The sequence below is a fragment of the Streptomyces erythrochromogenes genome, assembly GCF_036170895.1.
GTDB classification, from domain to species: Bacteria; Actinomycetota; Actinomycetes; order Streptomycetales; family Streptomycetaceae; genus Streptomyces; species Streptomyces erythrochromogenes.
The window spans coordinates 1,150,137-1,163,402 of the sequence record NZ_CP108036.1 but is presented as its reverse complement, the minus strand read 5'-3'; the positions used below and the strand labels follow the sequence as shown (position 1 = coordinate 1,163,402).

General features: G+C 67.6%; 11 protein-coding genes. 2 read left to right on the top strand and 9 right to left on the bottom strand.

Annotated elements, in window-relative coordinates; genetic code table 11:
* Positions 1-7 precede the first annotated feature (7 nt).
* Positions 8-1,192 carry a methyltransferase gene (locus tag OHA91_RS05575; protein WP_031147272.1) on the bottom strand — a complete coding sequence of 395 codons (1,185 nt, stop codon included), beginning with the start codon at positions 1,190-1,192 and terminating at the stop codon, positions 8-10.
* Positions 1,193-1,272: 80 nt separating this feature from the next.
* Positions 1,273-1,623 (bottom strand): tetratricopeptide repeat protein, encoded by a 351-nt coding sequence (locus OHA91_RS05570; RefSeq protein WP_031147274.1) that lies wholly within the window; start codon positions 1,621-1,623, stop codon positions 1,273-1,275.
* Positions 1,624-1,728: 105 nt separating this feature from the next.
* On the opposite strand from OHA91_RS05570, the gene OHA91_RS05565 reads away from it, so the two are divergent.
* Positions 1,729-2,694 carry a pirin family protein gene (locus OHA91_RS05565; RefSeq protein ID WP_328738749.1) on the top strand — a complete coding sequence of 322 codons (966 nt, stop codon included), beginning with the start codon at positions 1,729-1,731 and terminating at the stop codon, positions 2,692-2,694.
* Between the two features lie 679 nt (positions 2,695-3,373).
* Positions 3,374-3,973 carry a GNAT family N-acetyltransferase gene (locus OHA91_RS05560; protein ID WP_328738748.1) on the top strand — a complete coding sequence of 200 codons (600 nt, stop codon included), beginning with the start codon at positions 3,374-3,376 and terminating at the stop codon, positions 3,971-3,973.
* A gap of 337 nt (positions 3,974-4,310) precedes the next feature.
* Here the strand turns inward: OHA91_RS05560 and OHA91_RS05555 are convergent, their stop codons facing one another.
* The 7 genes from OHA91_RS05555 to OHA91_RS05525 form a co-directional block, all read right to left on the bottom strand.
* Positions 4,311-5,111 carry a hypothetical protein gene (locus tag OHA91_RS05555; protein WP_328738747.1) on the bottom strand — a complete coding sequence of 267 codons (801 nt, stop codon included), beginning with the start codon at positions 5,109-5,111 and terminating at the stop codon, positions 4,311-4,313.
* Between the two features lie 111 nt (positions 5,112-5,222).
* Entirely contained in the window at positions 5,223-5,417 is a 195-nt protein-coding gene (locus OHA91_RS05550) for a hypothetical protein (RefSeq protein WP_078959103.1), read from the bottom strand.
* Between the two features lie 159 nt (positions 5,418-5,576).
* Positions 5,577-6,110 carry an SMI1/KNR4 family protein gene (locus OHA91_RS05545; RefSeq protein ID WP_328738746.1) on the bottom strand — a complete coding sequence of 178 codons (534 nt, stop codon included), beginning with the start codon at positions 6,108-6,110 and terminating at the stop codon, positions 5,577-5,579.
* Positions 6,111-6,284: 174 nt separating this feature from the next.
* Positions 6,285-6,656, bottom strand: a complete 372-nt coding sequence (locus OHA91_RS05540; protein WP_158714718.1) for a hypothetical protein — start codon at positions 6,654-6,656, stop codon at positions 6,285-6,287.
* Complete coding sequence (locus OHA91_RS05535; RefSeq protein WP_408059229.1) at positions 6,653-11,257, bottom strand: putative T7SS-secreted protein; 4,605 nt, start codon at positions 11,255-11,257, stop codon at positions 6,653-6,655. The genes OHA91_RS05540 and OHA91_RS05535 overlap by 4 nt, the downstream gene beginning before the upstream one ends.
* Positions 11,254-11,904, bottom strand: a complete 651-nt coding sequence (locus OHA91_RS05530; RefSeq protein WP_328738745.1) for a hypothetical protein — start codon at positions 11,902-11,904, stop codon at positions 11,254-11,256. Before OHA91_RS05530 ends, OHA91_RS05535 begins: the two co-directional genes overlap by 4 nt.
* Positions 11,905-12,532: 628 nt before the next feature.
* Positions 12,533-13,102 carry a tyrosine-type recombinase/integrase gene (locus tag OHA91_RS05525; RefSeq protein ID WP_328738744.1) on the bottom strand — a complete coding sequence of 190 codons (570 nt, stop codon included), beginning with the start codon at positions 13,100-13,102 and terminating at the stop codon, positions 12,533-12,535.
* Between the last annotated feature and the right edge of the window lie 164 nt (positions 13,103-13,266).

Here is a 13,266-nt window from a genome sequence, read left to right as displayed (position 1 = left end):
CGGCAGGTCACATGGGCCGTGGACGATCCTGCTTGACCGCCCGCAGGACCACGAACTTCGGCTCGCTCGCGACGACTTCGCTGTTGCCGAAGAGCCGGCGCAGGTGGGTGTGGTAGCCCATGTGCCGGTTGGCGACGACCCACAGCTCGCCGTGCGGCCGCAGCGCCTTGCGCGACTGGGCGAACATGCGCAGCGCCGTCGCGTCCGTCGTGGCCTGGTGGGAGTGGAAGGGCGGGTTGCACAGGATCAGGTCGACCGAGCCCGGGTCCAGCATGGCGACGCCGTCGCCCACGAGGAAGTCGGCACGCTCGCGCTCGCGGTGCACATTGGCGCGGAAGGTGGCCTTCGCCGAGGCGACGGCCTGGTACGACTCGTCGGTGAAGACGACTTCCGCTCGCGGGTCCGCGACGGCGACGGCGGTGCCGACGATGCCGTTGCCGCAGCCCAGGTCCACGACCCGGGCGCCGTTCGTGTTGGTCGGGATGCTCTGCAGGAAGAAGCGCGTGCCGACGTCGAGCCGGTCCGCGCAGAAGATCCCGGCGTGGTTGACGGCCGTCAGACCGGCGCCCGAGCCCGCCTCCTGGTCCAGCTTGTACGTCACCGGCCACGGGTCGTCGCCCCGCGTCGCGGTGGCGCTGGGCGTGCAGAAGATCAGCCGGGCCTTCTTCTCGGCGAGCGAGGTCCTGGTCGGGCCGAGGATCTTCTCGAAGAGGTTCAGGGTGGAGGTGTGGATCTCCTTGACCATGCCCGTGCCCACGACGACGGTGCCCGCGTGCACGTGCGGCGCCAGCCGGTACAGCTGGTCCTCCAGCAGCGCCAGGCTCTTGGGCACCCGTACGAGGAGTACGTCGATCCGCTCGGGCGGCGGGTCCTGCGTGGTCAGGAGCCGCACCGTGGACTTGGCGGTGCCGATCCCGGCCCGGTCCAGGTTCGCCGCGGTGCTCGCCCGGGAGAGGTAGGAATCGGTGATCTGCGTCGGGTGGAACGCGGCCAGTGCCGTCGTCAGCGCTCCCCAGCGGTCACCGAGGACGGTGATCTGCCCGGCGCCGGCCAGGTCCACCGGGCCGCGTTCCCCCGTACCGGAGGCGAGGTGGCGCAGCAGGTACTCGTCGGCGGCGTCCCAGGCGCGGAGCCGGTCGCGCGGGTCCTCGGGGAAGCGGGTGAGCTCGTAGGAGCCGAAAGGCGTGGTCAGACGGTTCATCGTGCCCCCAGGCTAACCGAGGCGGCCGCCCGGCCCCGCACGCACGGGGCCGGGGCCGCCCGCGTCCCCCGCTACTCGGGGAACTCGCCGGCCATCGCGGCGGCCATCCGCAGGTAGGGGCGGGCCTCGTCGGGCCTGCCCAGGCGCTCCAGGGTGCGACCGAGCATGAGCTGGGCGTAGTCCTCAACGGGCCAGCGCTCCAGCACGGCGCGCAGCTCGCGCTCGGCGCGGGAGAGCTGCGCGGAGTGGTAGTAGGCGCGGGCCAGCAACAGTCGCGGAGCCAGCTGCTCGGGGGCCTCGCCGGCCAGCGGCTCCAGGATGCGGGCGGCCGTCGCGTACTCCCGCGCGTCGAAGAAGAGCTGGGCGCGCGCCCAGCGCTCGGCTGCCGTCCCGTGCTCGTAGTACTCCGTCGGCGCGTTCATCGCGTCCCTTCCGCCGTTCAGGTGGTTCGTCCGCTGCCTCCAACACGCTTGGCAGCCGGAACATTCCACTCAACACGGCCGCCGCCTCGGGGCTAGGTTGTGCCCATGAGCAATCTCGATCGCCAGCCCGCTCTCTCCGCCTGCGGCGGCCGCGGCTTCGTCGTGGCCGAACCGGTGCGCGAGCTCCTCAGCCCGCGCACGGTCAAGCTCGGGGAGTCCACCGAGGTCCGCCGACTCCTGCCGAACCTGGGCCGCCGCATGGTGGGCGCCTGGTGCTTCGTCGACCACTACGGTCCGGACGACATCGCCGACGAGCCCGGCATGCAGGTCGCGCCGCATCCGCACTCCGGGCTCCAGACGGTCAGCTGGCTCCACGAGGGCGAGGTGCTGCACCGCGACAGCGTCGGCAGCCTGGAGACGATCCGGCCGCGCGAGCTGGGCCTGATGACCTCGGGCCGCGGCATCAGCCACTCCGAGGAGAGCCCGCGCCCGCACGCGCGCTTCCTGCACGGTGCCCAGCTGTGGGTGGCCCTGCCGGACGCCCACCGGAACGTGGAACCGCACTTCCAGCACCACGCGGACCTCCCGACGGTCACGGCCCAGGGCCTGACGGCGACGGTCGTCCTCGGCACCCTGGACACGGCGACCTCGCCCGGCACGGCGTACACCCCGATCGTGGGCGCGGACCTGGCCCTGGCGGCGGGCACCGAGACCCGGCTCCCGCTCGACCCGGACTTCGAGTACGCGGTCCTGTCGATGTCCGGCGAGGCCCACGTCGACGGCGTCCCGGTCCTCCCGGGCTCGATGCTCTACCTCGGTTGCGGCCGCACGGAACTGCCCCTGCGGGCAGCCTCGGACGCGGGCCTGATGCTCCTGGGCGGCGAACCGTTCGAGGAGGAGATCGTGATGTTCTGGAACTGGATTGGCCGCTCCCATGAGGATATCGCACAGGCCCGCGAGGACTGGATGAATGGGACGAGATTCGGCGAGGTGAAGGGGTATGACGGCCCTCCGCTTCCGGCTCCTGACCTGCCTCCGGCCCACCTCAAACCACGCGGCCGAGTGCGCTGACCTGCGATAACTGGAGAGAGGCGGGCCCGCGGGGCGCGGGTCAGGCACCTTCCGGTTACTGAAGCCTCGGCGCTTCCGATCGCGCCCCGCGCTTGCCCTTCGATGGTGCGGGGCCTTCCCCCTCTGGGGGCGTCCGTGGGTGGGTGTGTGTCTACGAATGCTGACCCAATGCTGACTTTCCTGACGCTGCGTCAGGTGAGGCTTCGTGCAGGTACAGACGTCGAAGCGGCTTCGTCGGCGATCCGCGCTTGTCTGGAAGTTGTTCCCGGCTACGTGCCGGTCGGGGTACCCGCTGCGCTTCGCTAGGCTCGGACCGAGAGTCTGATCGCCCGGGTGCTACCGCTTGTAGGAAGCCGACAACCCCTGCAGCGGTTGTCGCAGCGACGTCCGCCGTGCAGTCTCGGCGAGGCGGGCTTCCGGGAGGCAGTGCGATGAACGGCACTGCCGTAAGGGTGTCCGCGGCTCTGTGGCGTGCCTTCCCTTGCCCCTCGTCAGAACGGTTCACAGGTGCGGTTGGGAGCGCGCCAGCGTGAGTCAGCGGACCGTTCGGACGCGCGAGCGACCGGCAGTCGGCACAGACGAGGGGCCTGAGAGCGGAGTCATGCCACGGCAAGCCCGACGAGTTCGACGCGCATGGAGGTGTTGCTGACGCACAGGCTCCATCACCAGTGCGTGTCACGTGACAGCAAGGTGTCTAGAGTTAGCGCATGACCAGGAACCGGGTTCCGATAGATGCGCGCCACAAAGGGAGCATCATCGGGGGTCAGCCCTCTCAGCTCGACCATGCGGCCACCTCGGCGGCGGTGGGGCGCTGGGCGGGGTCTGGCGCCAGGCATGCCTCGATCAGCGCTTCCAGAGCCGGAAACGGCCACGGCTGGACGTCCGAAAGGGCGTGCAGCTTGCCCTCCGCCACAGCGCGGAACAGGACCACGCAGAACCCCGCGATCACTGGAGCCTCGGCATCACCGTGGCCGGCGACCTCATCGGCCTCGTTAAATGCCGTCGGCAGGGCGAAAGTTCCGCCGCCCTCAGCTACATCCTGCGCGAGGACACCTGGGGGTGCGGCCATGCCACCGACGCCGTACGGCAGTTCGTCCCATTTATCTTCGCCGAAGCCGCAGTGGCGCGTCTGGAAGCCATGCACCACCCTGACAACCCTGCCTCTGGCCGCGGCCTCGTCAAAGCGGGCTTCACCCGCATCGGTACCGCCGATTTTCACGCCGGCGACGGGCAGCGAGTGCCATACCCGGTGTACGAACTGCACCGGCGAACCTCGTGATCGTGCAGAGCTTCGCCGACGGCGGCCAGCACCGCGACGCACTCGTGCCGTGTAGGACGCGGTCTTTCAAGCGACCGGCACAGAAGGAGCCGTCGATGCGTGCACTGCAGTGAACTGCGACACCAGCCGAGTTGGCCTATCGCGACGACGCCCCCGCCGGGTGGGTGCGGCGCAGGTCGGAGCTCGCTAACCCCGCGCGAAGAGCCCGACAAGGAGGTGGCCTATCGGGCCCGTGCTGCGGCAGGGCCCGATAGCTATTTCACCCAAACAGCCTACTGGTGCTCAGGTCCGTGGTCCGATGCACGCCAGTGAATCTGGCCGCTGGTGCTGCGTATCTCTAGGGTGTCCCGAGGCTGCAGAGCCTGGCAAGGGCGCTGGGGGACAGGCGCTTGCTGAATCCCGCATCGGGGAGTCGGCGAAGAATGGCCTGCCAGAGTTCGGGCGAGAGGTGGGAGGGGGCTCCTTCTGCTGTTGCCCGAAGGTCGAGAACGGCTGTCTTTCCGGGGTCTTCGAGCACGAACTGCTGGTCCCGGCCGTAGCTTTCGTCAGTGTCGCCGCGAAACCTCGTGAGATGGAGGGGCAGGCCGAATGTGGGGTCCGCAAGGGCGGCGAGGATGTTGTGCGGCCCTGGCCCCTGTTCGTGGACATGCGAGGACCGCAGGACGAGCCGGGTTACATCGAAGGCGGTGCCCCGGTAGCCGTCGAGGAGGAAAGTGTTGGCCACCGTGTGCAGGAGGGCGGCCCGGCGGAGAAACCCGCTGGCCAGCCAGGCCCCGCGCTGCTGCACCTGAACGAAGTGGTCGTTGTCGTCTTCCCACTGGGCGTGGTGCTCGCTCTCCGCGTCGGTCCATGCTCGTGGGGAGCATCGCCAGCACAGTTGCATTGTGTTCGGGTCGGTCCACCAAGAGAGTGTTCTCGCTTCGGCGCTGCGCCACAGTCTGGCGGGCAGCCCAGTGAGACGCAGGCGGGTGGGCTCGCCAAGGACGCGCAGCTCAATCGCGGTCCGATAACGCCGGGTGATGCGCAGACCGGGTACGCCATGCACCTCTTGGCCCGGGGAGTATGCCGGCAGGAGATTGAAGAGGAACTCGGCAGCCCGTGGCACCCGTGTGCCTGGCATCTTGCCCAACACCTCCACGGGCCGAGTCAGCCCTCGGCGCCAGTCGCGCCGCCCCGCGCAGGGCGATGGCATTCATCGAGGCAAGTTCCGCCTGATCATTCGGGCGGGGCTCCGCGTTCGCCGCCGTCTTCACGGCGTTTCCACCTCATGCTGGCACTGCCCGCTCTCCTTCGCGTACTTGGTCACCGCGACGTGGACCGCGTCGACGGCGTCCAGCCACGGCTCCCACCCCTCCGGGCCGTACGCATCGGTCGTCGCCTCCCTCCGCGCCGTATGAGCCGCACGCTGAAGCTGCACAAGTTCGTCTGGAAGCTCGATCGCCACCAGCGGATCGTACGCGGCCGATCACGACGGAAGCCGGAGGCCGATCCGTGCGCGCAGCTCGCCGCGAGGGGTCAGTGAGTGAGCACTCAGGCAAGAATAATCAGCAATCGGACGTCATCCGACTACACCGAGCCTTGGGGCCGGCAGAGCGTCGCGTCGTCATACCGCACCGAGCTGGCGAAATTCGTGTGTAGCACGCGGGAACAGGGACGAGAGGATGTTCGACTGCAGCCCTCCGTCAAGGGCGGACGCGAGGAATTGTGTGCAGGACGCGGAGAAATGTTCCCATCGGTCGCCGCGTGCCTCGTTCACCATGACGGTCCATTGGTCCGGATCAAGGCCTGGCCGGAAAAGCCAGTAGAGGCATTCTCCGTTGTCCGTGGTCGCCCATGGGATGACTCGGGCCCCCTCGACCTCCAGTTCCGCCGGCTTCTTCTCGAATTCCCACAGGTCTTCCAGGTCTTCGGCCTGGTTCTGCGCCCATTCGATGAGGTCGTAATTTTCGTTGGGGCAGCGGGGCTCTAGGACGTACAGATAGCTGTCCCAGTTACTGCCCCCGTAGACGTGGATGAGCTCCTTGTAGTCGGCGGGAAGCTCATCCCCAAGGCTGCGCTCGACCTCGCCCCAATCCTTCTGGCGAGGCTCGCTCGGCGCCGGAGCGATTTCGAGAAGACGCGTAAGGGCGTTGTTCATGGTGGGGGACCTGTTTCTAAGGGCAAGGGGCCCGGACGGCAGGAGCGTCCGGGCTGTATGCCCTCGATGTGCCCCCCGTGGGAATTATGTCGGTCCCGTTGCATCGAGGGGTGACCTGCAATGGATGGTCTCCCCGGACTCGACTGCGGCCTTCAGGTGAGCGCGTGTGCACGCTCACTCTGAGGTGCCGTTACTCGTCTCCGCGATGAGCTCGGCGAATGCATCCATGTACACGCGGTGTTCCACGTGGATCATGGATTCCGGGATTTCTCCCAGTGGTGATAGATCGACACCTTCGAGCTTCCCGCATCCGTCGAGATCGCTCAGCGCGTGCAGGAGGGCCTCCAGGGCCACCCGGGACTCTTCGCGCGGGGCCAGCATGGCGATCAGGTCCCCTACCACTCTGGCTTGGGTGCCGGAGAGCAAGTTCACGAAGTCCTGAACGCGATTACTCGCTTCCGTGCGCACCGCTTCGTCGAGACTCAGAAGGTCCCGGAGGAAGTCGACATATTCCTCACTTTTCACATTTCCTACTTTCCAGATCAATGCGGATATGGTACCGGAAGGTGGCTGGGCCACGGAATGTGAGTATCGTTGACCGCCGCCTCATTAAAGTTCTCACTTCTCGGGTTTCCGATTTGCCTATGGTAGAGCCGACCCGCCTCGTCCTGGAATTGATTCCCGATCTGGATGCGGTAGATAGGGCCACTGCTGGCGTTGGGGCCAGCGTGTGGGCCGAGGTCGGGCCCATGGACGCGCATACGCACCGTCAGCCCTGTGACATCGTCCTTCCAACTCCACTTGATGCCGTGCTCGACACCACCCTCGATCGCCCTCCACGGCTCCAGCACGGCGTCCTTGGGGATGATGCTCAGCGGGTCTGTATCTCCACGGAGGTCCCAGCCTCCACCCTCGATCCGGGGCGGACAGGGACTGAGCCCGAGCGGGTCGCTCCACGTGTGAGGGTTGTGGACGTACGTGACCGGGTTGTCAGCCGGGCCGAGGCCGAGGGGGTCCTGGCTGAGGTAGCGGGCCGATTCGGGGTCGTAGTAGCGGAAGTAGTTGTAGTGGAGGCCCGATTCGGGGTCGAAGTGCTGGCCTGGGAAGCGGAGCGGGGTGTATGCCGTGGCATCGCGGTTCCAGGTCGTCGTGCCCCAGAGGGTGGTGCGGGTTCGCCAGGCCAGCTCGCCCGACTCGTCTACGAGTTCTGTCGGGGTGCCGATCAGGTCGGTGACGATGGCGAAGAAGCGTTCGTCGTCCGTGTCCGTGCGGCGTTCCGTCTGGGACAGGGGGCGCAGGCCCGCGTGGTCCCAGGTCAGGACGACGGTCGCGGTCGTCTGCTCGCAGAGGGTCGTGCCGTCCCAGGTGAAGTAGGCCGTTTCGAAAGGGGACTGCTTGGATATTCGTCGGCCCAGGGGGTCGTACGTGTACCGCCAGACCGTGCCGTCCGGTGTCGTCACCGCGGTGAGACGGTCCTCCGCGTCCCACTTGTAGCGCCAGGTGTCGGGCTTCCGGGACAGCCGGGTCCTCTGGCGCAGGACGACCCGGCCTTGGCCGTCGTGTTCGTAGCGGACGGCACCCGCGCTGGCGATGCGAGTGCCCTCGTAGGTGCGCGCACCCGTCGCGGAGTGCGACGGGTGGTTCGCTGGCCACGAGGCTTCCGTCTGGTTTCCGGCGTCGTCGTACGCATACCGCTCGGTCCATCCGTGCGCGTGGACGGCTGTGACGCGGCCGGCCGAGTCCACGTCGAACCCGCGGGCACCGGAGAGTGCGTCGCTGATGCCGAGGAGGCCGCCGCCCGCGCCGTAGGTGTAGGCACGGTGCTGGAGGCTGCGGCCCCCGGAGGTGATGGTCTGAGCCTTCAGTCGGTTCATCGCGTCGAAAGACGACGTCAGCGCCACGAAGTCCGATACGGTGCGCCCCACCTCACGGCCCAGGGCGTCGAAGGAGAAGGAGATGTCGCGCCCGGACGTGGTGAGCTTCGTCCTGCGTCCCGCGGCGTCGTACGACCATTCGCTGACCGCACCGCCAGGCGTCGTCCTCCCCACCCGGCGGCCCAGCTCGTCATACCTGTACGTCAGCGTCCGGCCGTTGACCGTCTCGGACTGCAGGCGGCCGTAGCGGTCCCGCAGGCGTTCCAGTTCGGCGTCCGGGCCGGTGGCCACCGCGAGTTCGTCGAAGATGTCGTATTCGAAGGTCGTGGCCCCGTTGCCTTCGACCTCTTTGCGGATCACCTGGCCGAGCGCGTTGTGCGTGAAGTCGATGCGCTGGCCCAGGCCGTTCGCCCGGGAGGTCAGACGGCCCGAAGGGTCGTAGTCGTAGCTCAGCGCCCGGCCGTCGAAGTCGGTCTCCGTGACCAGTTGGCCTGCCGCGTCGTAGGCGTAGTCCCAGGTCAGGCCCTGGGGGTTGGTCACGTGCGTCAGCCGCAGGTTGGTGTCGTGGGAGAACTCGTGGCGGACTCCGTCCGGGCCTGTGCGGGCCGTCAGGAGGTCGAAGTCCGTGTACGCGAAGTGGGTCGTGCCTCCCATCGCGTCCGTGTGGCTGAGGCAGTTGCCCTCGCCGTCGTACGTCCAGGACTCCACCGTGCCGTCGGGTGCGGTGCGCCGGGAGGGCAGGCCCTCGACCGTCCACTCCATTCGCGTCTCCCCGCTGAGAGGGTCGATGACGCGGACCGTGCGGCCGAAGGCATCGTGTTCATAGCGGGTCGTGGCACCCAACGGATCGGTGACCTCGACGGGAAGACCCCGGCGGTCCAGGATGAGCCGGGTGGTGGCGCCGAGCGGGTCCGTCACCGAGGTGAGCCAGCCGGCCGCGTCGTACGCGAACTCTGTCGTCGCGCCCGTGGGGTCGGTCACCGAGGTACGGTTGCCGCGCTCGTCGAAGGTCTGGCGCGTGACGTTCCCGTCGGTTCCGACGAGGCGTATCGGCATCCCGTTGTCGTCGTACTCGGCCCGCGCCTGCCGTCCGTCCGGACGCTCCATCACCGTCATACGGCCGTGCTCGTCGTAGGCGAAGCGGCTGACGTAGCCCAGCGGATCGGTGCGTGACAGCAGTCGGTTGTAGCGGTCGTACTCGAAGCGGGTGACCGCGCCCAGGGGGTCGATCTCGGCGACTACCTGTGATCGGTCATTGATCAGGTGACGCTCGGTGTGCCCCAGACCGCTGGTGAGGGTGGTTATGCGGAGGCCGGTTGCGGGATCGATATCGTCCCAGGTGAAGGTGGATTCGAGGTGTCCGTTCGTGCCTGATTGGTAGGTGCAGCGGTCCTGATCGTCGTAGATGTAGTCGAAGCGGCTTCCGTTGGAGTCGGTCCACGAGGTGATGCGGCCGTGTTCGTCGCAGGCGAAGCTCAGGGGGAGGCCGGAGGAGTTGGTGACCGAGGTGAGATGGCCATCGGTGTAGCCGTAGCGCAGGATCTCCTGGTCGGATCCGTCCGTCGCAGCCCCCTTGAGGTGGAGGGCCGTCACCCGGCCTTCGGTCGTGGTGAGTTTCAGGTGGTAGCCGGCGTGGTGGACGATTGCCTTCGGAGTACCCGCCTCGTCGTGCTCGAAGGCGATCCAGCGGCCGTTGCGGTCGTCGATCTGGGCCAGGAGCGCGAGCTCGTCACTGTGGTCGGCGAAGTGCCAGACCCTGCCGGTGTCAGGATCGGTGACGGTGTAACCGCCCGGGACCCGGTCCAGTGGCCACTGCCGGCCGTGCGTGGGCATGACCGGAGCCCCAGGGGCCGGGTGGCGGTAGGCGAGGAGACTGCCCTCGTCACAGCTGAAGATCACACCATCGGAATCGATCTCCAGCCGCTGGTCCACCGTTGACGACCACGTCGGCCCGAACCAGCGCCCTGAGCGTCGTGCGGAGTCGAAGGTGCGCCGGAAGACGAGTGGAAGTGCGCCGGGCAGGGCGATGTCGGTCGCGGGCAGCAGCATGCGGCCGGTCGCGATGTCGATCGGGTCCCTCTTGCACACCGTCTCGCTGCACCGCTTGCCGTTGCTGTCCGGGTTCTGTTCGTGATCCCCGCGGCTGCCGCCCGGCTTGTGGCCGTCCAGGTGCTTTGCGTCGTCGAGGAGTTTGGCAGCTGTGGCGGCTCTGCGGGCAGCGCCGGACAGCAGGCCACTCCCCTTGGAGCCGGCGGCTTCCGGGACGAGCTTGCCGCCGAACTCGAAGGGGTCCTGCATCGCGCTGTCGGCCATGGCCTTGGCAGCGGCGCCTGGGTCGTTGGCCGTCGTGAGGAAACTGGCCCCCATGCTGTTGAGGCCCATCTCGGCCACGGTCGGATGGGTGATGTTGTACGGGTCCTGGGGGCTGAGCCCGCGGCCGAAGTTGACCAGGCCAGCCGTACCCTTGGCGATTCCGCCGAGGAAGTGTTCGACCTCTGCGCCCTTGCGGACGATCTCGACCAGCGCGGCGTCAGCGGCCGACACCTTCGGCGCCGCGTCCCGGGCCTTCTCCAACGCCTGCGCCACCGAGCGGGCCACGTCGTCGCGCTGGCGCCGCGCCTCGGCCAGCTTCTGCCGGGCGGCCTTGATGCCGTCCGCACCCGGGTCGGTGAAACCCATGGGGCGGGCCGGCAGCGGATCCTGCCGCGCTTTGACAGCCGACTCGTAGTCCTTGACCCACGTCTCGTAGGCGGCGTGGGCGTTCTCCGACAGCTTGACGGCGGTCTTGTACTCGTCGATCGCTTCCTTCGCCTGCCCCTGCGCCCACGTCACCGTGTCGGCGAAGCGGCTGACCGCGCCGGCCGCCGTCTCGAAGGCGGCCGCGGCCGCGAACCAGCGGGGCGCCTTCTCCTGGACGGAGTCCCGGAAGGCGTCGGCCGTCGCGCCCTTGATGCCGTCCGTGCCCAGCTTCTTCAGGCCATCCCCGGTACGGGTGAAGGCAGCGTGGAAGTCACTCAGGTGCCCGGCGGTCGCACGGAGGCTGCTCGCGCTGCCGTGGACCAGCTGCTTGGGATCGTCGCTCTGGCCGAGCTCGACCTCCCCGACGTCGGCGCCCAGACGGTTCGCCGCGGAGTTCGCCGTGTTGCGGACCGCGTTGGCGCCCCCCTGCCAGCCGACATCCTCCAATACGTCGGCGCTCTTGTCACCGAGCCACTCGACGGCGTCGCCCGTCAAGGCGGCACCCTTCTCCAGCCAGTTGCCGCCGCCCGTCAGGAACTGCCCCCCTGATCCCCGCTCTGATCACTGTCCTGATCGCCACCCTGCTGGTCCGCGCCCTGTGGGTTGCGGACGCGGTCGAGAGTCTCGCGGTCCATGCCTTGCGCTTCGGCGACCTCCTCCAACACGCTGCCCCCGAAACCCTCGTTGAGGATGCCGCGCTTGGTGTCCGCCCACGTACGGTCGAAGTCCTCCCTGGCCTGACGCGCCTGCTCCGGCGTCTCCCGCTTGAGCGCGTGATCGGAGAGGATCGCGTCCATGGACTTCTTCTCGACCTCGTCCTCCGACGCGTAGGGGTTGCCGATACCGGCGTTGACCAGCACCTTGAAAGTGCCCCTGCGGTACTGGTCCTCCTCCCACACGGAGCCAGCTGCAATACCCAGGCGCTCGGCGAGCCCGCTGGTCTTGACGAAGAGACTGCTCACGCTCAGATCCCAGCGCTCGCAGAAGCCCTCCAGGGCCGCAGCGACCGCCGGATGACCGGCCTCCATACCCGTCAGCGTGAGCTGGCTCATGCCGCCACCCGCCACGGCCGAGGTGTCCATCGCGAACTCACGCAACTCCCTGACCGCGGACCGCAGACCGTCCTGGATGCTCCCCACCGCGACCGGATCCATCTCCAGGTCAGCGTTGCCACCACTCATGATCCCCACCCCCAAGGTTCCCGAAGACGCTACACGAGAAGACCGACAACTCCGGCTTCGAGCGTCGACGTTCGGCCAGGTCAGCGGACCACTGCGGCATGTCCCGGCCAGTGCCCGCGGCGCCAGGGCAGGGCCGCCATCGACTGGCACGGCTTGCGGCCCGACGAAACAGAGGCGGACCGATGCGGGATGCGAAGTACGACGGAGTCCAGATCGTTTTCCACGGCGATCAGGCCCAGTTGGATCGGTCGACTGTGCATGACACTGTTCTCGTCCACGGGGGTGGCAGCCCAGGGGTCCTGACCAGAGCCCAGCAGTCTGCCGCGCACATCGGCAGCGAGGTCCTGGGCGAGCCACAGCCCGGGTGGTGATACGAAAGGCGGCGAGGTCGTCGCTGCCGGCATCCCGGCCGGCGACGATCACGCCGGAACTGCGGGGTCAGTGCCTGGGGAATACGTGACCGTCCACAAGGTCGACCGCGACATCACACCTGCAGCGTTCGCACGCTGTCGAGCCCGGTCATCGCGCACGGCAGTGCGCGGTGACCGGCCGCACCATTTGAAGGAAGTCTGGGAGCGATTCGGCAGCGGGAGTAGGAATCCGCCATTAATGCGATTTTGGGCAGCTCCTATGCGGCCAAGGCGAGATCTAGAGACGATGCTGCGCGTGCAATCGAGCCAGGCATGAGGTGCCGGTAGACCTTAAATGTCACGTCCAGGCTCTTATGGCCCATCCAGTCTGCAACATCAGTGATCGGTATGCGAAGCTGGAGGCATTGTGATGCAAAGAAATGCCGAAAGCTGTACAGCGCGATTCCTTCCGGAACGAGGGAAGGGTGCTCGCGCTTCAGTCTCTGCCACTGATTTTGAAGCAGGTAGGCTTGGAAAGGTCTTGACGGGTCCCGTGGGTCCCTTAGGAGATAGCCGTCGATCGTGCCGTGTTTTCGAGCGTAGCCTTCGATCTCTTGCCTGATCCGTGAAGGAAGCGGCACATCCCGGTACTCGCCTGGTTTCCGATGCTTGAGGCGTCCACACACCTTCGTTGTCTGGTTAACCTGCTCGGTTATCCTGTATGTGTTATCGGAAACGATATTGTTGATGTTTACTGCGACCGCTTCGGCGTTCCGCATCCCACACCCGCTCATCAGGTCGCAGAGGAGGCGGAACTTCTCGTCACCGATTTCTCGTATTTCCCGCAACTCGGCAGGTTCGACCAGCGGGATTGCGGGTGCTCGCAGTCCCTGTAGAAGGTGCCCATGCCATGCAGAGGCCGAGAAGCTCGGCCGGACAGTGAGGGGCGGGCGGCGGTCCACGCCGTCCACCCACGGGCCAGGGAAGCGGGACCACACAGCGCTCGGCGAGG